The organism is uncultured Microbulbifer sp. (assembly GCF_947504145.1).
GTDB lineage: Bacteria > Pseudomonadota > Gammaproteobacteria > Pseudomonadales > Cellvibrionaceae > Microbulbifer.
The window spans coordinates 256,667-279,485 of the sequence record NZ_CANNGQ010000001.1; the positions used below are offsets into that span (position 1 = coordinate 256,667).

The following is a 22,819-nucleotide window of genomic DNA, read 5'->3' on the forward strand; positions in this document are numbered from 1 at the left end:
GTATGAACAAGAAGTTGCTACTGGGCGCGCTGATTGGCGCAGGTATGTCGATGTTGAACAAGAAAATTCGCCAGCAGCCGGCGCCATCCCCCGGTACCCCGCCTCCAGACTTCCATCGCCCGGATTTCAGCAAGGTTCCGCCCCCTGACCAGCAGGGCACGGGAACGGGCCCCAGTCTGGACGATATTCTCGCCCGCGCTGGCCAACCGGGTGGGTTGAACCCGGGAGACACCGCTGGTGGACAGAAACCGGGCGGTGATGTCTTTGGTGGTGCGGTGCCCGCAGGAGCGGGTGCCGGTGGCGCAGCGGTGCTCATGGAAATTGCCCGCCGAATCTTTTCGCAAATGCAGCAGTCACCGGGCGCCAGTGGCGGAGGGAATGCGGGCGGAGGCCTGGGCGGCGGTGCAGGTGGCGGCCTTGGGGATATTCTCGGGCAGATATTTGGCCGTGCCGGCGGCAAATTTGGGCAACAGGGCCCCGAGGGGCCTCAGAGCAACCCCGGTAACTGGCAGAATCCGTCCTCCGGCGGCAAGGGTGGCCTGTTCGGTTTCGTGAACACCGCCAGCGCCGATGCAGCCGGTGGGGAAGGGCAGGCGGATGCCATGCTCAAGGCGATGGTGGCAGCGGCGCAGGCAGATGGAAAAATCGATGAAGCCGAGCAGCGGAATATTCTGCAGGCCCTGGATGGGCAGCTGGAGGCATCGGCCCTGGATGCATTTCGCCAGTTTCTCACTCAGCCAGTGAGCATGGATGAGGTGGTGTCTGCGGCGCATGACCCGGCCACCGCGTTCAATCTATATCTGGTCTCCGCGATGACGATCAATCCAGACAACCCGCAGGAGAAGCAGTACTTGGAAATACTGGCAGAAAAGCTGGGAATTTCCGAACAGGCAGTGCAAGTGATCGAGCAGCAGCTACCGCGGTAGCTGCTGCGAGCGCCTGGGGGCTTAAGGCAAAAGCCGGGCGAAGTTTGCTTCGGTCGGGTATTTGCCAGCGGTCCAACCCAGGCGCACGATCACGGTGTTGGTGGAGGGAGACACCATCACCACCTGGCTGCGGTTGCCGGACATGAAATAACTGTCTACCGGCAGTGTGGGGTACAGCGAAGTTTCACCGCCGCGGTTCAGCCAGAACTGGTACCCATAGGCCGGATCGTTATCGCTCTGGTTGGGGCTGCTGGCAGCTTGCACCCAACCCTCGGGGAGCAGGCGTTCGCCATTCCACTCGCCGTCGTTCAGCATCAACAGGCCGAGCCGCGCCCAGTCGCGCGCGGAGGCATAAATGTAAGAGCTCCCTACAAATACGCCAGCGGCATCCATCTCGAACGTGGTGTTGCGCATTCCCAGCGGCGTGAGGATCTGCTGCTGGAAGAAATCCACATTGGCCTGCGGGCTGCCGCCCACTTGCTGGTAAATCCATCGCGCCAACAAATTGGTGGTGCCGGAGGAGTAAGAGAAATACGCACCGGGTTTGTGTGCCAGCGGGCTCTGTAGGGCGACACCCGATGCGCTGTGAGCGTTGAATAACATCTGTGTAGCGTCGCTGCCCGGTGCGTAGGTTTCATCAAAGTCCAGCCCGGACGACATTTGTAACAGGTTTTCCAGGCTGATCTGATTGCGTTCGTCGGTCCATTCGGGAAACAGTGGTGTGGTGATATCCAGTTTTGGATTCAGTGCCTGCAGCCTGCCCACCATCATTGCAGTCACACTTTTTCCCATGGACCAGCCGAGTAGCTGGGTGTCCGGGGCGATGCGGTCGCCATAGGCCTCGGCTATCAGTTTTCCGTCTTGTACCACCAGCAGGGCGCGGGTGTTCAGTCCCGACTGATTGTCGGCGGCCAGAATCTCATCGAGGGTGTGTTGCAGTTTCGCGTCAATCTGTGTGGCGGCGCTTCCCGCGGGCCACTCCTGTGCTCTGCCGTTTTCGTCGGCACTAACGGTATTATCATCAGTACTCTCGGCACTAGACGATGCGACCGAAACCCGGTCCAGCGCGCTGGTGTCACCGATATCCAGTGTGCAGCCGAGCCCCGGGCGGTAGGTCGCACTGGTTTCACCCATGCCGAACATAGTGGCAGTGACTCGTCGATTGCCGTACTCCAGGTCCAGTAGGCGGTTTGCCGGGGAGTAAGAGGCAAGGTCTTCGAGGTTGCGCGACGGGCTGAAGCCGGAAACATAATAGCCGGAGCATGCCAGCTTCGCGCCCATGCCTGTGGCAACGCGCACGGCATCGCCCAGCTGGGTGACGGAAAATCCCAGCAGAGTCGGTGCGAGCAGCGCGAGTACCAGCAGCAGGCCGGCAAGAGAGGCGAGAGAAGTCAGTATTATTTTTTTCATGGATAGCCGGTCATGAGTGACAGATCATGGGTAAAGACGGTGGATACACGGTCACGGGTAAGTGGCTGGAGAGCATCCGTTAAGCGAGGATTTTAACAACGGGTATAGCGGGGCGGGGAGGTTATCCGAGGCCAGAAAATTCCGCGAAAAAACGGATTAAAAAAGCCGGTACCCGAATCGATTCGGACACCGGCTTTGCAGCGTGAACGCTCTAACGATCAGCCATTGCTTGGGAAGGTGAACTGCGCCCCTTCACGCACTCCGCTGGCGGGCCAGCGCTGGGTGATGGTTTTGCGCTTGGTATAGAAGCGCACGGCGTCCGGACCGTAGGCATGCAGGTCACCAAACAGGGACTGCTTCCAACCGCCAAAACTGTGGTAGGCCGCCGGCACGGGCAGGGGGACGTTTACACCCACCATACCCACGAGGATATTGTCGGCAAAATAGCGTGCAGCTTCGCCATCGCGGGTGAAAATACAGGTGCCGTTGCCGTACTCGTGGGCGTTAATGATGTCCATGGCTTCCTGCATGGTGTCCACACGCATCACGCACAACACCGGGCCAAAAATTTCTTCCTGATGAATGACCATACCTTCCTTCACCCGGTCGAACAGGCTGGCGCCCAGGTAGTTGCCATTCTCAAAACCGGGCACCTTCAGGCCCCGGCCGTCCACAACCAGTTCTGCGCCTTCTTCCTCACCCTTGGCGATATAACCCACGATTTTTTCCAGCTGTGCACGGGTTACCACCGGGCCCATATCGTTGCTGTTGTCCATGCCGTCGCCCACCTTGAGGTTGGCGATCTGCGCTTTCAGTTTATCGATCAGTGCATCGGCGGTGGCATCGCCCACCGCCACCGCAACGGAAATTGCCATGCAGCGCTCACCGCAGGACCCGTAAGCCGCACCCATCAGCGCACTCACTGCATTGTCGAGATCCGCATCCGGCATCACGATCGCGTGGTTCTTTGCCCCGCCGAATGCCTGCACACGCTTGCCATTATTACAGCCGGTTTCATAAACGTACCTGGCGATGGGCGTCGAGCCGACAAAGCTGACCGCGTGTACCCGGCTGTCCGAAAGCAGCGTATCTACCGCTTCCTTATCGCCGTTCACCACGTTCAGTACACCCGGGGGCAGGCCCGCCTCCTGGGCCAGTTGGGCGATCAACAGCGCGGAGCTGGGGTCGCGCTCGGAGGGTTTCAGAATAAACGTATTGCCACAGGCAACCGCCATCGGCCACATCCACAGAGGCACCATGGCGGGGAAATTGAACGGGGTAATACCGGCGCACACACCAAGCGGCTGGAACTCGCTCCAGGAATCGATGGCCGGGCCCACATTTTTGCTGTGCTCACCTTTCAGCAATTCCGGGACACCGCATGCGTATTCCACATTTTCAATACCGCGCTGCAGCTCGCCCATGGCATCGTTCAGGACCTTGCCGTGCTCGCGGGTAATCAACGCACAGATTCTGTCGCTGTTCTGCTCCAGCAGGTCTTTGAGGCGGAACATAATGCGCGCGCGCTTGACCGGCGGCGTGTTGCGCCAGGCCGGATACGCCGCCTGCGCAACAGAGATCGCTTCTTCCACAGTCGCTTTGCTGGCAAGTGCGACTTTGTTTTCCACCGTATTGGTGGATGGATTGACGATGTCCTGAGTGCGGTCATCGCCTGTATACATTTCGCCGTTGATCAGGTGGCCGACGGTGTGCATGATTTCTCTCCTACGGGAATGTCTCCCGATTCGAATGCTGTAAGTGTCTGGTATGAAGGTGCCTCGCAAGGGTTTCCCGGGATCGACACCGCCACTGACTAAGTAAAAAACTAGCGAACTTCCTGCAAAATATCCCGCAGGGTTTCCGCGATCTGCGTAATCTGGTTGCGCTCAATAATAAACGGCGGCGCAATGGCAATGGTGTCGCCGGTCCAGCGCAGCAGAATGCCGCGGCGGTACGCTTCCAGCACTACATCCATGGCGCGCTTGCCCGGTTCGCCTTCGCGAGGCTGCAACTGCACCGCACCGGCGAGGCCGTAATTGCGAATATCCACAACATGGGCCGCATCGTTCAGGCTGTGCAGCGCCTCTTCAAAATACGGCGCCATCTCATTTACGCGCTCAAACAGCTTTTCATTTTCGTAAATGTCCAGTGTCACCATCGCCGCGGCGCAGGCCACCGGGTGGGCTGAATAGGTGTAACCGTGGGCGAGCTCCGGAATGTGCTCCGGGCCCTGCATAAAGGTCTGGTAAATATCATCGCTGGCAATAACCGCCCCCATGGGGATGGCACCGTTGGTAATGCCTTTTGCTGTAGTGATGATATCCGGCTGCACAGCAAATTCCTGCGCTGCAAACGCAGAGCCGGTGCGCCCGAAGCCGGTAATGACCTCGTCAAAGATCAGCAGGATATCGTGGGCACTGCACAGTTCGCGCAACGTTTTCAGATAACCCTTGGGCGGCAGAATCACACCCGCGGAGCCGGCAAAGGGCTCCACCATGACTGCTGCAATATTTTCTGCACCCTGCAGATTGATGATGTCCAGAAGACGGTTTGCCATCGCCTCACCACCGTGTTCCGGCAGGCCGCGAGAGAACGTATTTTCTGGCAGCAGGGTGTGGGGCAGGTGATCGACATCCAGGGCCGGGCCAAAGGTTTTGCGGTTGCCCACCATGCCGCCCACAGAGATACCGCCGAAGTTGACGCCGTGGTAGCCCTGGGCGCGGCCCACCAGACGGATTTTTTCCGGGCGGCCTTTTGCCCGCCAGTAGGCGCGGGCGATTTTCAGCGCGGTATCTGCCGCTTCCGATCCGGAGTTGCAGAAAAACACCCGGTTCAGGTCACCCGGTGCCATGTCTGCGAGACGCTTGGCGAGTTTGAATGCGGCGGGGTGGCCAAACTGAAAGGCCGGTGAATAGTCGAGGCCGGTAAGCTGGCTTGCTACCGCATCGGCAATTTCCTTGCGGCCGTGGCCCAGGTTGCTGCACCAGAGACCGGAGAAGGCATCCAGCACCGAACGGCCATCGGCGGTGGTGTAGTGCATACCCTCTGCGGCCACAAACAGGCGCGGGTCGGACTTGAAATGGCGGTTGCCGGTAAACGGCATCCAGTGGGCTTCGAGCTCTTCAGGGCTCAGGCCGGCGAGGCTGTCTAGATCAGCCATGGTTCACCTCGTGACTTCAGCGATGATTATTGTGGTTCAGTTCTTGCGGAGCGCTGGCGCTTGAGGCGAGTTTAGGGGCGATCAATAAACTTTACAATAGTTGAATAATGATTCGGTTATTGGTGTTTGGGGAGGCGGTTTGGTTGTTTGGTGGACGAATAGGGGCCAGCTGACGACCTTTTAACCTCAGGTGTTAAATATATTGATCGTCGGGGCGTGGTGCCGGGCGCGAGGACACCCGAAGAGAGTCGTCAGGCCGTCTCGCGCTCAAATTCCCGTAGTAGATCGAGAAACGGTTCCCCAAAGCGGGCCAGCTTACTGTCGCCGATGCCGGAGATCGCCAGCATCTCTGCCTCGTTGCGCGGGCGCGCTGAGAGCATCTCCCGCAGGGTGGCATCGTGGAATACCACATACGGTGGCACGCCGCGCTCTTCGGCCAGGGATTTGCGCAGCGCACGCAGGGCATCCCACAGCGGGAGATCTTCTTCTGCAATTTCCACCGGTGCGCGGGAGCGCGACTCGCCGGTGCCTTTTGCCGATTTCGCTGGCGTCTTGGGCAGGGTGCGCAGTTGCAGGTTTTCTTCGCCGCGCAGTACCGGGCGGCACTGCTCGGTCAGTTGCAGGGCGTTGAAGGCTTCCGCATTCACCCGCAGGTAGCCGCGCACCACCAGCTGGCGAGTGACTGCGCGCCATTCATTACCGCTGAGGTCGGCGCCGATACCGTAGGTGGAGAGCTGGTTGTGGTTGAACTGGCGGATTTTCTCGGTATCCGCACCGCGCAATACGTCGATCACATGGGCGGCGCCAAAGCGCTGGCCGGTGCGGTAGATGCAGGACATCAGCTTGCGCGAGGCGTCACTGGCATCCCAGGTGGCGGGCGGTTCCGCGCAAGTATCGCAATTGCCGCAATCCGCATCCTGCTCCTCATTAAAGTAGCGCAGCAGGGCGCGGCGGCGGCAACTGGTGATCTCACACAGGCCCAGCATCGCGTCCAGCCGTTGCCGCTCCTGCCGTTTGTGTTCGTCGCTGCCCTCGGATGTGGCCGCCATCTGGCTGAGTTTGACCACGTCTTCCAGCCCGTACAACAGCAGTGCGGTGGCCGGCTCGCCATCGCGACCGGCGCGGCCGGTTTCCTGGTAATAGGCCTCGATACTTTTTGGCAGGTCCAGGTGCGCCACGAAGCGCACGTCCGGTTTATCGATGCCCATGCCAAAGGCGATGGTGGCCACCATGACGATGCCTTCTTCCCGCAGGAAACGGCGCTGGTGCTCGGCGCGCACCTCGGCAGCGAGGCCGGCGTGATAGGGCAGTGCGTTGAATCCCTGCTGCTGCAGCCACTGGGCGGTAGATTCCACCTTGTTGCGGGAAAGGCAGTAGATGACCCCTGCATGGCCCTGGTGTTCTGTATTCAGGAATTGCAGCAGCTGGCGCTTGGGGTTGTTTTTGGGGGCGATGCGGTACTGGATGTTCGGGCGATCGAAGCTGCTGATAAAGTGCCGCGCATCGTTGAGATCGAGACGCTGCGCGATCTCTCGTCGGGTGCGTTGATCCGCGGTTGCGGTCAGGGCCACCCGCGGCACCTCGGGAAAGCGCTGGTGCAGGCAGGAAAGCTGCAGGTAATCCGCGCGGAAGTCGTGCCCCCACTGGCTTACACAGTGTGCCTCATCAATGGCGAAGAGGGCGATGTTGGTCTGTTCCAGCAGCTCCAGGGTGCGGGGCTGCAGTAGCCGCTCCGGGGCGAGGTACAGCATTTGCAGATCGCCGCGCAGTAATTGCGCCTCGATATCCTGTGCGGTGCGGAAATCCAGCGAGGAATTCAAAAAGGCGGCGGAAACGCCCGCCGCCCGCAGGGCTTCCACCTGATCTTGCATCAGCGCGATCAGTGGCGAAATCACGATGCCGCAGCCCGGGCGGGCCAGGGCCGGAATCTGGTAGCACAGGGACTTGCCGCCACCGGTGGGCATCAGTACCAGAGCATCCTCACCGGTCACCAGGGTATCGATAATGGCCTGCTGGTCACCCCGGAACCCGGTGTAGCCAAAGGTGTGTTCGAGGATGTAATGGGGGCTGTTGGTGGCGGGGGTGTCTGTCATGGGCGGCAGTATACCCCCGGGGTGGCTGCGGCGGCGAACTGGTACCACCGATCCGTTGTCCAATTCTTGGCGTACATTACCTCATGAATTCGTGACGATGGTCTATAATCCTTCCACCGCAGACATAGACAGGGATAAAGCTATGCGCGCTATGACAATGATAACGACAATGAAGTCTGTGCTATTCCCCAGTGCACTGGTCGGTGTACTTACTTTACTTGCGGGCTGTGTTTCCCAGGCCCCAGAACCCATCAATCCTCGCAATCTAGCCCAGTCCGCGGTCGCCGATACGCATCTCGGCTGGAAGCCAGCGCCCGCTAATCAGCTCAGCTACTCACTGGCGACCTCTACAGGCATCGCCCGAATGGAAATGCGTGAGCTGCCGGTGGACCTGCAGGCAGTAACCATTGAGCTGCCCGGAATGCGCAATATCGAGGGTATTCAGTGGCGTGGTGCCAGTGGCGATCACGCCATGCTGTTTGATGGCGCTGAGGGAATGGACGGCGTGACGGTGGAACGTCAGCACCGGGGCTATCTGCTTCAGGTGCGCGGGACGGCGTTGGAGTCCATCCGCAGCGGCGGTCATCTGACGGTGATCGATTACTACCGGAACTGATCGTTGGCTGGGGGCTGGGGGCTGGGGGCTCCATTTATTGGAAACCCAGCCCGTCTGGCCGGATCAGATAGAGGTTCGGCCAGTACTTTCCTGTTACCCAAAGGCCGTTGCGGGCCTTGTCCCAGGCGATGCCGTTGGCCACGGCATCTACGTGTCGCCGCCCCTTCAGGCTGCTCTGCCGCAGCTTCTCCAGATTTAAAATACCTTTCACTTCGCCCGTTCCGGGGTCGATGGCGATAATGCGTGGGTCCTGCCAGATATTCGCCCACACCAGGCCATGTACATACTCCAGCTCGTTGAGCCGTGACCAGTTTTCGTCACCACCTTTTACCCGAATCTGCCGGGTGATCTCGAAGGATTCCGGGTCGCGAAAGGTAAGTGTATCGCTGCCGTTACTCATGATCAGCTGCTGACCGTCGCTGGTCAGCCCCCAGCCTTCCCCCTGGTAGCGCAGCACCTTTTCCTGTGTGAATTTCGTGCGGTTGTAGACCAGGGCTTCGCCGGCGCGATAGGTCAGTAGGTACAGCCGATCCTCCAGTACCGCGAGCCCCTCCGCAAAGCGGTTGCCGGCGAGCCATTTGCGTCTTACGGGATTACCGCCGGGGTCGGTATACTCCGCAAGCCAGGAGCGGCCGTAGAGCCCGCTGCTCTCCAGCCAGCGCTCGCCGTCGTAATAGAGTCCCTGAGTGAAGTGGTCGGCGGGCCGGGATTTGCTGTCCAGCAGTGTGTATTCCACCGGCTCGACCGCGTGGCTACTGCTGGTAAGCAGCAGTGCGGCGGCAGCGGCTTTGATGGCTGGCCAGATGGTGAATTTCTGTGCGGCTCCCATGGCGATAGATCGATTTCCCTGTTCAACCCTATTCAGATCAGTGCAGTAAGTTATGACCAGAATAAAAACATTTGTCACGCTGACGTTGCTCGGTGGCCTCGCCGTTGTGTTGCCCATTGCGATTTTTGTGATGCTGATCCAGTGGCTGTTTGGCCAGATCACTGACATGGTGGCGCCGGCGACTCAGTGGATGCAGGCACATACGGAATTCAAGGATAACCTTGCGCGCCTTGTGGTAATAGCGCTGATTCTCGGGGCGTGTTTCCTGATCGGCCTGCTGGTAAAGACCAGTGTGGGCCGCTGGGCGCACAAGCACCTGGACTTCTGGCTGGGCAAGCTGGCGCCGGGCTACAACACGATCAAGGAACTGGTGTTGCAGTTTATCGGCGGTGGCGGCAGTGAGGGGGTACTGTCGGGGCCGGTGGCGCGAGCGCGCATTCACGGCGTCGGGAATCCACTGTCGGTAACTGCCATCGTGACCTCGCAGCACGCCAACGGCGATTTCACGGTGTATGTGCCTACCGCTCCGGTGCCGACTTCCGGGTTTGTTTTCCACCTGCCGCCGGAGTGCGTGGAAATCCTGCCCCATGTCACCGTAGAAGCGGCCATGAAATCCATCGTCGCCTGCGGTTCCGGCAGTGGACCGCTACTCGCCCCGCCAGCGTTGAAAGAAACCAGCTAAAAATCCCTGTTTTTGCCCAGTGCGCGAATCGCAAAGCGCATTGGGTGCAGCGCCTTCACTAGCTCTTCCGATACCGGCATTACTTCTCCGGTGATCCAACCTGCAAGCACTTCCGCCGCCAATGGCGCGTAGGTAAACCCGCGCGATCCCAGCCCGGCCAGCACAAACAGGTTTGGCTGGTAGGGGGTGCGTTGATCGATCAGCTGTTTGCGATTTTTGCGCAGTGGTTGATAGGTGTTTTCCAGTTGATCCCAGTTTGCCACCGGACCCGCCATCGGCAGATAGTCCGGAGTAGCGGCGCGCAGGGCGGCGCGGCCGCGCAGGGATTGCTGGCGAAAAGAATCTGCGACGTCCGGGAGCAGGGAGGCGAGCGTGTGCAGGTTCTCCTCGTGCTCTTCGCTACGGATTTCAGTGTCGGTTTGCTTCAGTTTGAAGGTGGCGCCGAAGCTGTGGCTCGACGGCTCTTCGCGGGTATCGGCGGGAGCGATGTAGCCTTCTCCGCACAGGGCGAGTTTCAGCTTTTTCGATGCTTCCGTTGTCGCCGCAAATGAAACCTGCCCGCGTATCGGGCGCAGGGGTAGCGGAGCGGATTGCGGGAACTGGCGATTGAAGTTGGCGGTGCAGAGAATCAGAGCGTCGAATACTGGTTGCTCCGAACTACCCGAAATATCTAGCTGCCAGCGATTGTCTTTTTCGTTGGCACAATCGATGGTTGTGTCGAATCGGGTTTGGATGTTGGGGTGGTCGAGTAACGCCGTGCACACCTGTTTCGGGCGGAGCCATCCTGCCTTAGGGAAATACAGGCCCGGCGTGTTCAGGTGTACGCCCGCTAATTTTGTGGCCTCGGGAGCGGTGACGGGCTGCGCCAGTGACGAGCCCTTGTCGAGTGCCAGTTGATCAACGATCTGCTGTTGCAGCTGTTGTTCCTTTTCCGTCTGAGCCAGTTGCAGCAGCCCATTGAAGTGCACGGCTTGCGGACAATGTGTTGGATAAAAGCGCTGGGCGAACTGGAGTGCCAACAGGTTGAAGTCGCCATTGGGGCCGGGCTTGGGAGAGAGCTTCGCGTAGAGAATGCCCTGATCATTGCCGGAAGCACCACTGCCCGGGGCGCAGCCCTGTTCGAAAACCGTGACTTGGATATTGCGCGCCGCCAGCGCACGGGCAGCGGTGGCGCCTGCGATACCGGCGCCGATAATGGCGACGGACTTGGGATGGGTGGCTTGCTGCGATGGCGGCAGGTGCCAGGGGGTGGACTTGTGCTTGTGCGGTTCTTCCGCCAGTGGTGGTGCAAATTCGCCGCGCAACATTTCTCGTTTGCGGCCAAAGCCGGGTACCTTCTGTAAGGCAAAGCCCGCAGATTTCAGCCCGCGCTTAACGATGCCCGCACAGGTAAACGTGGCGAAGGTGGCCTGTGGCGCGCTCAATCCGGCAATGGCCTGAAACAGGTCCTGGCTCCACATTTCCGGATTTTTCGACGGCGCGAAACCGTCCAGAAACCAGGCATCAACCACACCATCCCGACCTGGATCGTCTTGTCGCAGGCGCTCGAAGCCGCGGCTCGCCTCATCAATTACCAGTGTGAGGGCAACGCTGTCGGAAAACTTTAGTCGGTGAACGCCGGAAGCGAGATAGGGTGGGTACTGCGCGATCAGTTGCTCGCTGAGGTCTGATATTTCCGGCCACATTTCCAGGGCGCGGACCAGGTCTCCAGGGTGTAACGGAAATTTTTCCACGCTGATAAAATGTAACTGCGCGTTCGCGGGAGCAACCTGCTTCCACAACTGCCAGGCGGCGAGAAAATTGAGCCCGGTACCAAAGCCGGTTTCGCCAATGGTAAAGCGAGCCCCCTCCGCCAAATCGGCCCAGCGTTGGGGCAAGTGGTTTTCCCCTAAAAAAACGTGGCGGGTTTCTTCTAGCCCGGATGCGGTGGAGAAATAGATATCGTCAAAAGCACAGGAAACCGGCTGGCCGTTATCCCGCCACTCCAGCTGGGCGTGGTGCACAGATGTTTTTTTGCTTTCAGACATGAGTGCCCGTCACTTGAGACCTGTTACTTGAGACCGAACTCGCGCATGATCTGCTCGCACCACTGGTCCAGGCGCTCGTCGCTGCGGTCGAATTCGTTTTCCTCATCCAGCGCCAGGCCCACAAACTGACTGCCGTCTGGCGTTAGCCCCTTGGACTCCTCGAACTCGTAACCGTCCGCCGACCAGTAACCCACCGCCTTAGCGCCAACCGCCACTACCTGCGCGTGCAGGTAACCAAGGGCATCCTGGTACCACTGCGGATAGCCCTCCTGATCGCCCAGCCCGTAAAGCGCCACCATTTTCCCACCCAGCTCCAGTGTGGCCAGCTGATCCCAGCAGTTTTCCCAGTCCTCCTGAAGCTCGCCATAGTCCCAGGTGGGAATACCCAGAATCAGAAAATCGTACTCCTGCATCAGGGCGACGTCATCGTCCGCCACATTGTGGATATCCACCCACTCCTCGCCGAGCCGATCGCGGATTTTCTCCGCCGCCATTTCGGTGTAACAAGTGCTGGAACCGTAAAAAAGTCCGATAGGTGCGCGCATAAAAGTGTGAGTACTGATTCAGTCTTGAGCGTTAATAAAGCCCAGCTGTCGCCAGGCCTCATATATGACAATCGCCGCCGCGTTGGAAAGGTTGATGCTGCGGCTGTTGGCGCACATGGGAATGCGCAAGGTGTGCTCCTGCCCGGTTTGAGCGAGAAACGCTGCCGGCAGCCCGCGGGTCTCCGGACCGAAGACGATCGCATCGTCGGCGCGGAACTCGATCTCCGAGTGCGGTCGGCTGCCCTTGGTGGAAAGCGCCAGCACCCGCTTGGGCTGCTCTGCGTCCACAAACGCCTCCCAGTCCCGGTGACGCACCACGCGGCTGTATTCCGCATAGTCCAGTCCCGCCCGGCGCAGGCGCTTGTCGTCCATCGCGAACCCGAGAGGTTCGATCAGATGCAACTCCGCACCAGTATTGGCGCACAGGCGGATGATATTGCCGGTATTGGGGGCAATTTCGGGCTGGTAGAGCACGATTTTGAACATGATTACTGCAACGTTAATCGCTTAAAGCCGAATGGAGCGGCGATGGGGCTTTGCGCGAAGGTGTCGATAGCGGGTATAGCCTTGGGAGACCTTCACCGCCATGGATGGCGGTGCAGAGCCCCCAGGGAAAGGTTTACGGCGTGTCTCCCAAGGCTATACCCGGTAGCGGCACCGCCACTGGACGAATCCAGTGCGGCAAAGCTAAGGGGCGGGGATTATAGCGCGGAGGAGGTTTCTTCGCAGTCGATCTCGACTCCCAGCTCGTCGGCGATCTCATCCAGCTCGTCGTGGAGGCCGTCGATGCTCACATCTTCCGCCACACTGATGGTGCACTCCGCGGTAAAAAGAGGCTCGCCGCTCCAGGGCGTGCTGCCATAGCGCGTGTCCAGTGTCTCCATATTGATCTTGCGGGCCGCCAGTGCGCGGGAGATTTCCTTCACGATACCCGGGCGGTCATTACCCACCAACTTCAACTGCAGCGTTTGGCGGCTGTCCGCAGCCACGGCCATCGCATCCTCAATCTGCAGCTTGAAATCGTCCCCAGCGAGATTCTGCAGAGCAGCCTTTAAATCCCCGCTGGCGTCTGCCGCCACACTCACCCGCAGGATACCGGCAAACTTACCGGCAAAATGCGCCATCCGGCTGTCTTCCCAGTTGCCGCCGTTTTCCGCCACCGCAGCGGAGAGCATCTCCACCACACCGGGCTTATCGTCGCTGATGATCGAAATCACAAGATGCTGTTGCATAAGGGCTTCCTTACTGGCGCTGCCAAATCAATTGAACTGCTGAATTGTAGCCAGTGAGGCCCCCCGTGGGCAAAGTTCTCCTTTAAACGAATGGGGAACTTCGGCGGCGCAGTCGCCTCTTTACATCACCGGGCGGGCAGTGTTGAATCACTGGCGGTAGGAAGAACAATCAACAGGAGGATCTTGCATGAAACTGGTTCATTGGTTGGCGGGCATGGCCTGCGCAGTATCACTGGTTGGTGCGGCGCAAGCCGAGCCGCTGAAAGACGCGATCAAAGGGGATCAACGTACCCCGGAGTACGCGGCACGGGACAAGTACCGTCACCCTGCAGAAACCCTGGAATTCTTTCAGGTGAAGCCGGACATGACTGTGGTGGAAATCTGGCCAGGTGGTGGCTGGTACACCGAGATTCTGGCTCCGGCGCTGCAAGACGAAGGCATGTTTTACGCGGCCCACTTCCCCAAGGATACCGACGTTGGCTACTTCAAGCGCTCCCGCGAGGGCTTTGAAAAAATGCTGTCGAAAGAGAAAGACACGTATGGCGCGGTTAAATTGACCGAGTTTGCGCCCGGTGGCGACAGTGAAATTGCCCCCAAAGGTTCTGCAGACGCGGTACTCACTTTCCGCAATGTGCACAACTGGATGCGCGGCAATAATGAACAAGCGGCTTTCCAGACCTTTTACGAGGCGCTGAAGCCGGGTGGTGTTCTGGGTGTTGTTGAGCACCGGGCCAAGCCGGGCACCAGCCGCGGTGACATGGTCAAAAGCGGCTATATGACGCAGGACTACGTCGTTAAGCTGGCGAAGAATGCGGGCTTCGAGTTGGAAGAGAGCAGTGAGATCAACGCAAACCCGAAAGACTCCGCAGATCACCCGAAAGGTGTCTGGACCCTGCCGCCATCTCTGCGCCTTGGAGATGAGGACAAGGAGAAGTATCTGGAAATCGGCGAAAGTGACCGCATGACACTGCGCTTCCGCAAGCCCAAGTCCTGATATCCCTGTCGATCGAAGTTAAAATGCCCCGGAATTTCCGGGGCATTTTTTTATAGGTAACAAATGATAATCCCGCACTCTCAGTTAGACCCAGAAACCCTGCAAAACCTGCTGGAAGAATACGCCACCCGGGACGGCACCGATTACGGTGAGCGAGAAATGAGCCTGGAAAGCAAGGTGGCCAATCTGCGTCGGCAGCTGGAAAGCAAGGTGGTTGTGATCTGGTTTGAGCCCGGTGAGGAGTCGGTGAACCTGATTCTTGCAGAAGATATTCCCAGAGACTTTCCGGGCCACGGTGAGGCGCCCTGATGTCGAGTGACTGGTTGATTGATCGGCCGGAGCAGGCGCCCATCGCCTGGTATCTTTTTGCTCACGGCGCCGGTGCACCGATGGACAGTGACTTTATGCAGTCATTGGCAGAGATGCTCGCAGCACAGGGCGTGGGGGTGGCGCGCTTTGAATTCCCGTATATGGAGGAGCGCCGGGCGTCCGGCAAGCGTCGGCCACCGAACAAAATGGATGTGTTGCTGGAGGCGTTTCAGGCGCAGATCGATCGCGCTGAAGTCGAGCTGTCCGCTGCGCCTTTGTTTATCGGCGGCAAGTCCATGGGTGGACGGGTTGCGAGTATGCTCGCACAGGAGAACTTCGAGCGGGGCAGGGTGGCTGGTGTGGTGTGCCTGGGGTATCCGTTCCATCCACCGGGCAAACCGGAGAAGTTGCGCACCGAGCACCTCCAGTCGATTACCTGCCCGACATTGATCGTACAGGGCACGCGGGACAAGCTGGGGGCTGAGGAAGAGGTTGCGCGGTATACGCTGTGTCCGGATATTGAGTTTTGCTGGCTGGAGGATGGCGATCACGATTTCAAGCCGCGCAAGGCCAGCGGTTTTACCCAGCGGCAGCACTGGCAGGCTGCCGCGGATCGGGCGGTCGGGTTTATGCGCGCTCGAGAATCGTAATCCGTTCGTCCTGCGCTAGCATAGGTGCCAGTTGTGCCATCTGGTCCCGGCGCTCTTCGCTGTCGTACCACTGTTGCCAATGGAGGACGGATTTCCATTTTGAGAGGGTGAAACGGCGGCGGGGGTTGTTCTTTTCGGTATAGGTATGGCCATCCACAAAGCCAGTGGTTTTATAGGCATTGGTCAATAGTTGGCGAGCCGCTTCCTCGTAGGTTGATTCCAGATCCTCGGCAACTTCCCGCTCGATCAATACGTAAATCATGACTGCTCTCTTATCCTTCTCATGGAAACGACGGTTGTGGTGGCTTTAATCCAACTATTCTGACGAACAGGATGTGCGTAGTTTAGTCTTTTCCTGTGCGATTCGGCGAACCAGTTATGCACAATGACCGGGCGTTCTGGCCGGGCAGGCACGGATTGCAGATGACGCGCCGACGCAAATCCCTGACAATACCCGCATGAAGTCACACCATACCCTCGATGCCCGTGGCCTGCTGTGCCCGGAACCCGTCATGATGCTCCACGCCGCGGTACGTAAAGTCGCGGAAGGTGAAGTATTGCAGATGTTCGCCACAGATCCATCAACTCAGCGCGATGTACCGAAGTTCTGCCAGTTTCTCGGCTATGAGCTGGTGAAGCACGCAGAGGAGAACGATGAGTTTGTGTACTGGATCAGGAAGGCGGGTTGATCCTGTATTGGTTGCGGTAGCTCGCCATGGGTGAGATACAAAGAGTGCAGAAATAACAAGGGCGACCACTGGTCGCCCTTGCCGTGTCTGGATTTTAGGGGATTTGTTAGGGCGAGGTGACAAGCGCCGCGATCGCAGCCAGGGCCTCCGGGTCTTCGGATTTGATCTTGTTGGCGATGTGGTGTTGGAAGAAGTAGCGGAAACATTCCGATTCCTGTGCCGGGTAGAGGCAATCGTCCCCGGGAAGAACCGGTGTGGTCTCCACACTGTTGTGATCAATCAGCATGCCGTGGATCTCACCACTGGCGAAAAGCCGCCAGCTCACCACTTCGGTAAGGGTCAGGTTTTCCTTGCCTGCATCCATGAATACCGCGTGGGTACCAATGGTGTCGGGGATCTCCTGGACAACCTCATCCGCCTGATTGCTTTCGTACTCGAAGTATTCTGCCGCAGTCTCCAGCTCGACAATTTTATGGATGGGAGGCTCGTGGAAAATTTCCTCGATACCCGGGTCATAGTAGCCTTCAAATCGTCCATCCAGAGGATCCTGAATGTCCGGGCAGGCCACGATGTTGTTCAACCAGGGAACCAGTCCGACAATCTCGCCGTTGGCACGCAGGCCCCAGCATAAGATTTTCAGGCTGTAGAGGTCAGTTCCACTGGAATTGTTGGAGTAGAGCATTTCCAAGCCGTCCAGCTCCGGAGACAGGCGGATAAACCGCAGGTTCTCAGAAGTCTCGATTGGCTTGCCGGTGAAGAGGTCAACCACGTTGTTAGAACTGTGGTCGGTCATAGAGCACCTCCTTGCAGGGCCGGTAATGGGGCGGGAAGGTCTTGTACTACTTATTGAGATACAACCGGCGTAGGGATAGCGTGCGAGGGCCGGGCGGCCAATCGCCGAATCCAGACTCCGGAAGCAACTTTTTTGCCTCCCTGGGAAGCCGGTACCGCAACCGAAAACAACCACTCAAAGCTCTCGGGGCGATTGCGCTGAGCGATAGCTGGTTTCCGGTATCCCTATGTTCAAAGGTATATTCTGATCCGCAGAAATACAACCAGCGGAAGGGTGTTCTTTGCGTTGAATTTCCTCCTTTGGCAGTGAGTGGGTGGTGAATCGACCGCAGCGGGTGTGATCATCGGTCACGCCAGGCTGGCCGAGTCGGCCAGCTGGTGAGAACGCCACCGCGATGCGTGACGCAGGCTTCGCGCTTGATCCGCCGCAAGCCGCTGTTATAGTCCGCGCCATCCGGGCGTTGGGGGCCGAAAAACGGTAAATTCCCCGATCGCTTCCTTCATCGCCAAGACATTGCCAGGAGCCAGAGTTGTCACAAGCCTCGCCAGTCACTGTTTATGACGAGCAAGTTCCATACCATCACTCCCCTGCGGGTGAGGTATTGCCCTGTGGCCGGGCTTTATCCGTGACTGAACGGATAGTCATCGTCTTCAATCAATGTTTTTCCGACGTTGATGGGCTGAACACCCGCCTGCAAGGTGGGCAGGAAGAGCCCTATTACCGCCCTGCAGGAGACAGGGCGGCTGCCTGGCATCAGGTTGAGTTCACCCGGGATTATGCCGCCAGCGCGCTCCATGAGGCCGCGCACTGGTGTGTGGCTGGCACCGCGCGCCGCCAGCAGCCGGACTATGGCTACTGGTACGCGCCGGATGGCCGCACTGCTGAGCAGCAGGCGGAATTTGAGCGTGTGGAAGTGAAACCCCAGGCATTGGAGTGGATTTTTTCCGTTGCCTGCGGCATGAAATTTCGCGTGAGTGCCGACAACCTGGATGCTGGGCTGGGCCCGAGCGAGGATTTCAAGCGCAACATTTGGGCACAGGCGCAGCATTATTGCGAGCAGGGCGCCAACGCACGGGGTATAAATCGGGCCGTGCGGTTTGCCCGCGCTCTTGCTCAGGCGTTCGGTCGCCCCCACCCGTTGCAGGCGGATTATTACCACCTGGAGGATCTGGAGTGAGCCAAGCCTACCTGGTGGATGCCTCGGTCTATATTTTTCGCTATTACTTTGCCTTGCCTCCCAACTGGGAAAGCCGCAGTGGATATACGACAGAAGCGGTATACGGGTTCAGTAACTTTTTACTCGACCTGCTGGCCCGTAAGCCGTCCCATATTGCCTGTGCCTTCGACGAATCCCTGGGCAGTTGTTTTCGCAACGAGATCTATCCCGAGTACAAGTGCAGCCGCGCACTGCCCGATGAGGCGCTCGCCTACCAGCTGGCTGCCTGTCGTGAAATGGCGGAAGCCTTGGGCATTGCCAGCTACGCCAGCGATCGATTTGAGGCCGACGACATTCTGGCAACTCTGACACGTCGCTGTGCGGAAAATGGTTGTGCACCGGTCATCATCACCCGCGACAAAGATCTGGGGCAGTTGCTGGATCGTGGCGCTGCCAGCCTGTGGGACTTCGCCGCCGACCAGCACCTCGGGCGCGCGGAAATAGAGCAGAAGTTTGGCGTGCGCCCCGGCCAGATTGCCGATTACCTGGCGCTGGTGGGGGATACGATCGACGATATTCCCGGTGTTCCCGGTATCGGTGCCAAGTCGGCCGCACGTTTGTTGGCAGAGTTCGACGGGATCGAATCGCTGATTGCCAATGTTGAACAGGTCGCCACCCTGAAAATCCGTGGCGCAGCGGGCATTGGTAATAAGCTTGCCGAGTTCGCCGAGCAGATGCGCATGGCATTGCGGCTGGCCGAGCTGAATTACACCGTGCCGTTGAAGATGCGTAACCCGGGTACTGCGGACCTCGAATGTAGGCCGGTAGAGCCGGGTCTGGCCGTGGCGCTGGCGGAAGAATTTGGAATTGGTGGCCTCGCCAAAAAAATCCGCCGCACTCTGGAGCCTGCGCCGCAAAGTGCTGAAACAGTGAGTCCTGTGATCGTATGACCATGAACATCGTTGCCGACGAAAATATCCCCGGGCTGGAAACCTGGTTTGCGGACCTGGGTACCATTACCCGCGTGCCCGGGCGCAATGTCACCCGGGAGCAATTGGCCGAAGCCGATATATTACTGGTGCGTTCTGTCACCAACGTCAATCAGGCGCTGCTTGAAGGCACGCCGGTGCGCTTTGTGGGTAGTTGCACTATTGGTACCGATCACCTGGATACCCGGTGGTTGGAACAGCAGGGTATTGCCTGGAGCGCGGCACCGGGCTGCAACGCCAACTCGGTGGTGGAATACGTATTCTGTGTATTGGCTGCGCTGAACATCGATTGGCGTGGTCGCAGTTTCGGCATTGTGGGTTGCGGCAATGTGGGCGGCACACTGCAGAGCAGGCTGCGTACGCTGGGTATCCCCTGCAAGATTTACGATCCCTGGTTGGCGGACAACCCCGATGCCGCGGACCTGACTACGGTCCTGCAGCAGGATGTAATATGCCTGCACGCGCCGCTGGTGAAAGAGGGCGCACATCCCAGTTTGCACCTGATTGATGAAGGGGCGCTGGCGCGGATCAAACCCGGGGCAGTGCTCATCAGTGCCGGGCGCGGCGCGGTCATTGATAACACGGCGCTGCTATCCCTGTTGACATCATCGACGCCGTTTACCTGTGCGCTGGACGTGTGGGAAGGCGAACCGGATATCAATCTGGAGCTGCTTGAAAAAGTCGATCTTGGCAGCCCGCATATTGCCGGCTATAGCCACGACGGCAAACTGGCGGGGACGCGCCTGGTGCGCGAAGCGCTGAGCCGAGCCCTGTCTCTGCCGTTGGTGGAATCGGCTGAGAATTCTGCCGGGCAAACGCAGACAATTACCACCGGTGAGCAGGGCTTTTCCGCCATCCGCGATCTGTTATTGAAAATCTACGATCCCCGCGCCGACGATCAGCGTCTGCGCGTCGCCGCAGCGGAGGCTCGAGCCGGAGGTCAGCCCATGGCCGCCGCCTTTGACCAGTTGCGTAAGCAGTACCCCAAGCGCCTGGAGTTTTCGCACTATAGCCTTGTCGACTCGCGTCTGGACGCAGCAGTGCGGCAGCAACTGGAAATTCTGGGGCTCAAGTGAAACTCAAAAAACTCGGATTGATCATCAACCCCTGGGCCGGTATCGGTGGCCCCGCCGGGCTGAAAGGGAGCGATGGGGCTGAGACCGTAGCCCAAGCGTTAAATACGGGTATCCAGCCGCAATCCCACAAGCGTGTAGCAATCGCATTACAGGCGCTGGTGCCATTTACTGAAACATTGGAGATTGTCACATTCGCGGGGGATATGGGGGAGGCGCAGGCACGCGATCTGGGCTTTTCGGTTGACGTGGTTGGTGCAGCCGCAGGCGACCGCTCCACCCCCGCCGACAGTGAAGCCGCGGCAGAAGCGATCCGCGCTGCCGGCGCCGACCTGATTGTGTTTGCCGGCGGCGACGGTACTGCGCGCAATATGGTGAATGCACTGGGAGACAGCTTTCCGGTACTGGGTATTCCCGCTGGAGTGAAGATGCACTCGGCCTGTTTTGCCATTTCCCCCAAAGCGGGCGGGGAAGTGCTGCGGCGTCTGATGGCCGGCGAGCTGGTGGATCTGCACCAGCGGGAAGTACGCGATATCGATGAAAAGTCCTTTCGCGAAGGCCGGGTAAGTACCCGCTATTACGGCGAGCTGCTGGTGCCGGAAGAAGGGCACTTTTTACAGGCGGTGAAAAATGCGGGCCGTGAAGTGGAAGAGCTGGCGGTGGCGGACATTGCCGCTGGAGTCATTGAAGAAATGAGCGAGCAGGATCCGCACACCCTGTACATTTTTGGCCCCGGCTCCACTACGTTGGCGGTACTGTCTGAATTAGGGGAAGACGGTACGTTACTGGGGGTGGATCTCTGGCAAGGTGACACACTGCGGGCGGTTGATGTCAATGCGGTACAGATCGAAGAGGCCATCAGGCAACACCGCAAAAACAATCCGGAAAATCCGGTAAAAATCATTCTTACCGCGATCGGCGGCCAGGGTCACCTGATCGGCCGTGGAAACCAGCAGTTATCCCCGGCCGTACTGAACGCCGTGGGGCGCGAGCACCTGATGGTGGTAGCCACCAAAACCAAAATTACCGAGCTGGGCGGCCGCCCGTTGCTGGTAGACAGCGGTGATCCGGCGCTGGATGAAGCCTGGAGTGGTTTTATTCCCGTGGTGACCGGCTACCGCGATGAAATTCTGTACCCGCTGTCTGGTGATGGCAGTGGCGAGTATCCCGAGACAAACCCCTCGTAAATAGAACAGGCGAACAGACCATTGAACTGGGAACCCCTGCTGCAGGCAGTACGCAGCCAACTTGAACAAGAGCGTGCCGAGGAAAGTCGGCTGGACAGCCGCCGTTTGTTTCACGGCCGCGGCAATTGTTATGCAGGGCTCGAGCGCATCTGCGTCGATAGTTATTACCCGGCCATTCTGGTGACGCTGTTCGAGGAGCACGAAGACGAGAGCGGACTTGTAGAGCAGCTCTGGACAATGGCGCAACCGTTCGGCTACACCGGATTGGCAGTGCAGCGCCGCTACCAGACCCGTGCACCGATTGTGTGGGAGTGCGGCGAGCCGGTAGAGGCACCGGTGGCGCGTCGCGGAGCGCTGCAGTTTCCGTTGACCTTTGACCGGCAGAATGTGGGTTTCTTTCTGGATATCGAGCCGGGCCGCCAGTGGCTGGAACGGCAGGTACGAGAAAAGGCCGGGAAGGTGGAAAACCTCAAGGTGCTGAATCTGTTTTCCTTTACCTGTGCATTTTCCGTGGTGGCGCGAGCGGCCGCGGATCAGGAAGCCTGCGAAATTCTGAATATCGATCTGAACAAGGGGGTGCTGAAGCGCGGGCAGGCGAACCACCAGTTCAATAATTTGCCCATGAAAGGTATCCGCTTCGTTGCTCGGGATGCATTGCGGGATTTCAAGCGCTACGACCGCAGCGGTCCTTTCCAGTTGGCGGTGGTTGATCCGCCCACCCGGCAGCGCGGTGCGTTTGAGGTTGAGATCAACTATGCGAAGCTGCTGGAAAAGCTCCCGGCCTGTCTGGCGGATGAGGCGGATCTGTTGCTGGTGTTGAATTCACCGGCGCACAATGAGGCGTATTTTCGTGAGTTGGTCGCTGCGGCAAACCCGGGATATTCTGTGGTGGAGCGATTGCCGCAAAACCCGGATTTCCCCGATAGCGATCCGGACGCAGCCCTGAAGATGTTGCACGTAAAATTTCAGCGGCGTTGATTCCGGCTCGCTAGCGGCTTAGTTGAGCCATCAGTCCCACCATCAACTCTTCCAGTTGGGGCGATGATCCGCCCCGCACCACCTGATCCAGTTTCTCTGCGTTACTGGTGCCGTCTTCGCCCCGACTGACCAGCAACAGAAAGCTGTGATGGGAGAGCGCGGCTTCTTCGACGGCTTCCTGTCGTACCAGTTGTGAAAAGCGGATATAGCCGCACTCCTTGAGCCAGGTCATGGCGCCCAGGCAGGCGAGGTGGCGGGGGGAGTGCAGTCCGAATTCGTCCGGCGTATCCGGGCCCGCAATATCTTCCACATAAATCGTGGCCGGCGCGGGGAACTGCTGGAACAGTGCCAGCAGTATGCGCCCCGCGTCGCGGTAGAAATCGTGGATGTGTAAATCGTCCAGCATCTCTTAGTCTCGGTACTGCTTTTCTTTCAGTTCACGCAATGCATGCCGTTCACGCAACTTACGCAAATTCACTCA

At 58.9% G+C, this 22,819-nt stretch carries 24 protein-coding genes; 12 read left to right on the forward strand and 12 right to left on the reverse strand.

Annotated features, from left to right (window positions below):
• Positions 1-2 precede the first annotated feature (2 nt).
• Positions 3-926, forward strand: coding sequence for a DUF533 domain-containing protein (locus Q1A74_RS01115; protein WP_299591575.1), 924 nt, complete (start codon positions 3-5; stop codon positions 924-926).
• A 21-nt stretch (positions 927-947) separates the two neighbouring features.
• On the opposite strand, the gene Q1A74_RS01120 is transcribed toward Q1A74_RS01115, so the two are convergent.
• The 4 genes from Q1A74_RS01120 to recQ all read right to left on the reverse strand — a co-directional run bounded on the left by Q1A74_RS01120 (position 948) and on the right by recQ (position 7,589).
• Positions 948-2,336, reverse strand: a complete 1,389-nt coding sequence (locus Q1A74_RS01120) for a serine hydrolase (protein ID WP_299591577.1) — start codon at positions 2,334-2,336, stop codon at positions 948-950.
• A 218-nt stretch (positions 2,337-2,554) separates the two neighbouring features.
• Positions 2,555-4,051, reverse strand: a complete 1,497-nt coding sequence (locus tag Q1A74_RS01125; protein WP_299591579.1) for a CoA-acylating methylmalonate-semialdehyde dehydrogenase — start codon at positions 4,049-4,051, stop codon at positions 2,555-2,557.
• A gap of 110 nt (positions 4,052-4,161) precedes the next feature.
• Positions 4,162-5,496 (reverse strand): aspartate aminotransferase family protein, encoded by a 1,335-nt coding sequence (locus Q1A74_RS01130; RefSeq protein ID WP_299591581.1) that lies wholly within the window; start codon positions 5,494-5,496, stop codon positions 4,162-4,164.
• 251 nt (positions 5,497-5,747) lie between these two features.
• Complete coding sequence (gene recQ / locus Q1A74_RS01135) at positions 5,748-7,589, reverse strand: DNA helicase RecQ (protein ID WP_299591583.1); 1,842 nt, start codon at positions 7,587-7,589, stop codon at positions 5,748-5,750.
• A gap of 169 nt (positions 7,590-7,758) precedes the next feature.
• On the opposite strand from recQ, the gene Q1A74_RS01140 reads away from it, so the two are divergent.
• Positions 7,759-8,205: a hypothetical protein gene (locus Q1A74_RS01140; RefSeq protein ID WP_299591585.1), complete on the forward strand. Its 447-nt coding sequence runs from the start codon at positions 7,759-7,761 to the stop codon at positions 8,203-8,205.
• A 34-nt stretch (positions 8,206-8,239) separates the two neighbouring features.
• Here the strand turns inward: Q1A74_RS01140 and Q1A74_RS01145 are convergent, their stop codons facing one another.
• Positions 8,240-9,034 (reverse strand): glutaminyl-peptide cyclotransferase, encoded by a 795-nt coding sequence (locus tag Q1A74_RS01145; RefSeq protein ID WP_299591587.1) that lies wholly within the window; start codon positions 9,032-9,034, stop codon positions 8,240-8,242.
• Between the two features lie 52 nt (positions 9,035-9,086).
• Between Q1A74_RS01145 and Q1A74_RS01150 the strand changes: the two genes are divergently transcribed.
• Positions 9,087-9,716, forward strand: a complete 630-nt coding sequence (locus Q1A74_RS01150; RefSeq protein ID WP_299591589.1) for a DUF502 domain-containing protein — start codon at positions 9,087-9,089, stop codon at positions 9,714-9,716.
• On the opposite strand, the gene mnmC is transcribed toward Q1A74_RS01150, so the two are convergent.
• The 4 genes from mnmC to Q1A74_RS01170 all read right to left on the reverse strand — a co-directional run bounded on the left by mnmC (position 9,713) and on the right by Q1A74_RS01170 (position 13,520).
• On the reverse strand, positions 9,713-11,743 hold the full coding sequence (mnmC, locus tag Q1A74_RS01155) for a bifunctional tRNA (5-methylaminomethyl-2-thiouridine)(34)-methyltransferase MnmD/FAD-dependent 5-carboxymethylaminomethyl-2-thiouridine(34) oxidoreductase MnmC (RefSeq protein WP_299591591.1): 2,031 nt from the start codon (positions 11,741-11,743) through the stop codon (positions 9,713-9,715). The genes Q1A74_RS01150 and mnmC overlap by 4 nt on opposite strands.
• 23 nt (positions 11,744-11,766) lie before the next feature.
• Positions 11,767-12,288: a flavodoxin FldB gene (gene fldB, locus Q1A74_RS01160; protein ID WP_299591593.1), complete on the reverse strand. Its 522-nt coding sequence runs from the start codon at positions 12,286-12,288 to the stop codon at positions 11,767-11,769.
• 18 nt (positions 12,289-12,306) lie between these two features.
• Complete coding sequence (gene trmL, locus Q1A74_RS01165; protein WP_299591596.1) at positions 12,307-12,774, reverse strand: tRNA (uridine(34)/cytosine(34)/5-carboxymethylaminomethyluridine(34)-2'-O)-methyltransferase TrmL; 468 nt, start codon at positions 12,772-12,774, stop codon at positions 12,307-12,309.
• A 215-nt stretch (positions 12,775-12,989) separates the two neighbouring features.
• A complete protein-coding gene (locus Q1A74_RS01170; protein WP_299591598.1) occupies positions 12,990-13,520 on the reverse strand; it encodes an ACT domain-containing protein in 531 nt (176 codons plus the stop codon).
• 187 nt (positions 13,521-13,707) lie between these two features.
• On the opposite strand from Q1A74_RS01170, the gene Q1A74_RS01175 reads away from it, so the two are divergent.
• From Q1A74_RS01175 to Q1A74_RS01185, 3 genes are all read left to right on the forward strand, one after another.
• Entirely contained in the window at positions 13,708-14,514 is an 807-nt protein-coding gene (locus Q1A74_RS01175; RefSeq protein ID WP_299591600.1) for a methyltransferase, read from the forward strand.
• Positions 14,515-14,577: 63 nt separating this feature from the next.
• Positions 14,578-14,823, forward strand: coding sequence for a YheU family protein (locus Q1A74_RS01180; RefSeq protein WP_299591601.1), 246 nt, complete (start codon positions 14,578-14,580; stop codon positions 14,821-14,823).
• Entirely contained in the window at positions 14,823-15,473 is a 651-nt protein-coding gene (locus tag Q1A74_RS01185; RefSeq protein ID WP_299591603.1) for an alpha/beta family hydrolase, read from the forward strand. Before Q1A74_RS01180 ends, Q1A74_RS01185 begins: the two co-directional genes overlap by 1 nt.
• On the opposite strand, the gene Q1A74_RS01190 is transcribed toward Q1A74_RS01185, so the two are convergent.
• Positions 15,451-15,735: an antibiotic biosynthesis monooxygenase gene (locus Q1A74_RS01190; protein WP_299591606.1), complete on the reverse strand. Its 285-nt coding sequence runs from the start codon at positions 15,733-15,735 to the stop codon at positions 15,451-15,453. The two genes, Q1A74_RS01185 and Q1A74_RS01190, sit on opposite strands and share 23 nt — an antisense overlap.
• 196 nt (positions 15,736-15,931) lie before the next feature.
• On the opposite strand from Q1A74_RS01190, the gene tusA reads away from it, so the two are divergent.
• Positions 15,932-16,162, forward strand: a complete 231-nt coding sequence (gene tusA / locus Q1A74_RS01195; protein ID WP_299591609.1) for a sulfurtransferase TusA — start codon at positions 15,932-15,934, stop codon at positions 16,160-16,162.
• A 106-nt stretch (positions 16,163-16,268) separates the two neighbouring features.
• Here the strand turns inward: tusA and Q1A74_RS01200 are convergent, their stop codons facing one another.
• Entirely contained in the window at positions 16,269-16,955 is a 687-nt protein-coding gene (locus Q1A74_RS01200; protein WP_299591612.1) for a hypothetical protein, read from the reverse strand.
• Positions 16,956-17,580: 625 nt separating this feature from the next.
• Here Q1A74_RS01200 and Q1A74_RS01205 point away from each other — a divergent pair.
• Genes Q1A74_RS01205 through Q1A74_RS01225 form a run of 5 tightly spaced genes read left to right on the forward strand, consistent with a single transcriptional unit; the run spans position 17,581 to position 22,338 of the window.
• Positions 17,581-18,132: an elongation factor P hydroxylase gene (locus Q1A74_RS01205; RefSeq protein WP_299591615.1), complete on the forward strand. Its 552-nt coding sequence runs from the start codon at positions 17,581-17,583 to the stop codon at positions 18,130-18,132.
• A complete protein-coding gene (locus tag Q1A74_RS01210; RefSeq protein WP_299591618.1) occupies positions 18,129-19,061 on the forward strand; it encodes a 5'-3' exonuclease H3TH domain-containing protein in 933 nt (310 codons plus the stop codon). The genes Q1A74_RS01205 and Q1A74_RS01210 overlap by 4 nt, the downstream gene beginning before the upstream one ends.
• Positions 19,058-20,176 (forward strand): 4-phosphoerythronate dehydrogenase, encoded by a 1,119-nt coding sequence (locus Q1A74_RS01215; protein WP_299591621.1) that lies wholly within the window; start codon positions 19,058-19,060, stop codon positions 20,174-20,176. The genes Q1A74_RS01210 and Q1A74_RS01215 overlap by 4 nt, the downstream gene beginning before the upstream one ends.
• Positions 20,173-21,360, forward strand: coding sequence for an ATP-NAD kinase family protein (locus Q1A74_RS01220; RefSeq protein ID WP_299591624.1), 1,188 nt, complete (start codon positions 20,173-20,175; stop codon positions 21,358-21,360). The genes Q1A74_RS01215 and Q1A74_RS01220 overlap by 4 nt, the downstream gene beginning before the upstream one ends.
• A 21-nt stretch (positions 21,361-21,381) precedes the next feature.
• Positions 21,382-22,338: a class I SAM-dependent methyltransferase gene (locus tag Q1A74_RS01225; protein ID WP_299591627.1), complete on the forward strand. Its 957-nt coding sequence runs from the start codon at positions 21,382-21,384 to the stop codon at positions 22,336-22,338.
• 10 nt (positions 22,339-22,348) lie between these two features.
• Here the strand turns inward: Q1A74_RS01225 and Q1A74_RS01230 are convergent, their stop codons facing one another.
• A complete protein-coding gene (locus Q1A74_RS01230) occupies positions 22,349-22,744 on the reverse strand; it encodes a hypothetical protein (RefSeq protein WP_299591630.1) in 396 nt (131 codons plus the stop codon).
• Positions 22,745-22,819 lie beyond the last annotated feature (75 nt).

What these genes read in the sequence shown, in the direction of transcription:
- Q1A74_RS01115 (WP_299591575.1), top strand. Translation starts at nt 3, where the DNA reads ATGAACAAGAAGTTGCTACTGGGCGCGCTGATTGGCGCAGGTATGTCG.
- Q1A74_RS01120 (WP_299591577.1), bottom strand. Translation starts at nt 2,336, where the DNA reads ATGAAAAAAATAATACTGACTTCTCTCGCCTCTCTTGCCGGCCTGCTG.
- Q1A74_RS01125 (WP_299591579.1), bottom strand. Translation starts at nt 4,051, where the DNA reads ATGCACACCGTCGGCCACCTGATCAACGGCGAAATGTATACAGGCGAT.
- Q1A74_RS01130 (WP_299591581.1), bottom strand. Translation starts at nt 5,496, where the DNA reads ATGGCTGATCTAGACAGCCTCGCCGGCCTGAGCCCTGAAGAGCTCGAA.
- recQ (WP_299591583.1), bottom strand. Translation starts at nt 7,589, where the DNA reads ATGACAGACACCCCCGCCACCAACAGCCCCCATTACATCCTCGAACAC.
- Q1A74_RS01140 (WP_299591585.1), top strand. Translation starts at nt 7,759, where the DNA reads ATGAAGTCTGTGCTATTCCCCAGTGCACTGGTCGGTGTACTTACTTTA.
- Q1A74_RS01145 (WP_299591587.1), bottom strand. Translation starts at nt 9,034, where the DNA reads ATGGGAGCCGCACAGAAATTCACCATCTGGCCAGCCATCAAAGCCGCT.
- Q1A74_RS01150 (WP_299591589.1), top strand. Translation starts at nt 9,087, where the DNA reads ATGACCAGAATAAAAACATTTGTCACGCTGACGTTGCTCGGTGGCCTC.
- mnmC (WP_299591591.1), bottom strand. Translation starts at nt 11,743, where the DNA reads ATGTCTGAAAGCAAAAAAACATCTGTGCACCACGCCCAGCTGGAGTGG.
- fldB (WP_299591593.1), bottom strand. Translation starts at nt 12,288, where the DNA reads ATGCGCGCACCTATCGGACTTTTTTACGGTTCCAGCACTTGTTACACC.
- trmL (WP_299591596.1), bottom strand. Translation starts at nt 12,774, where the DNA reads ATGTTCAAAATCGTGCTCTACCAGCCCGAAATTGCCCCCAATACCGGC.
- Q1A74_RS01170 (WP_299591598.1), bottom strand. Translation starts at nt 13,520, where the DNA reads ATGCAACAGCATCTTGTGATTTCGATCATCAGCGACGATAAGCCCGGT.
- Q1A74_RS01175 (WP_299591600.1), top strand. Translation starts at nt 13,708, where the DNA reads ATGAAACTGGTTCATTGGTTGGCGGGCATGGCCTGCGCAGTATCACTG.
- Q1A74_RS01180 (WP_299591601.1), top strand. Translation starts at nt 14,578, where the DNA reads ATGATAATCCCGCACTCTCAGTTAGACCCAGAAACCCTGCAAAACCTG.
- Q1A74_RS01185 (WP_299591603.1), top strand. Translation starts at nt 14,823, where the DNA reads ATGTCGAGTGACTGGTTGATTGATCGGCCGGAGCAGGCGCCCATCGCC.
- Q1A74_RS01190 (WP_299591606.1), bottom strand. Translation starts at nt 15,735, where the DNA reads ATGATTTACGTATTGATCGAGCGGGAAGTTGCCGAGGATCTGGAATCA.
- tusA (WP_299591609.1), top strand. Translation starts at nt 15,932, where the DNA reads ATGAAGTCACACCATACCCTCGATGCCCGTGGCCTGCTGTGCCCGGAA.
- Q1A74_RS01200 (WP_299591612.1), bottom strand. Translation starts at nt 16,955, where the DNA reads ATGACCGACCACAGTTCTAACAACGTGGTTGACCTCTTCACCGGCAAG.
- Q1A74_RS01215 (WP_299591621.1), top strand. Translation starts at nt 19,058, where the DNA reads ATGACCATGAACATCGTTGCCGACGAAAATATCCCCGGGCTGGAAACC.
- Q1A74_RS01230 (WP_299591630.1), bottom strand. Translation starts at nt 22,744, where the DNA reads ATGCTGGACGATTTACACATCCACGATTTCTACCGCGACGCGGGGCGC.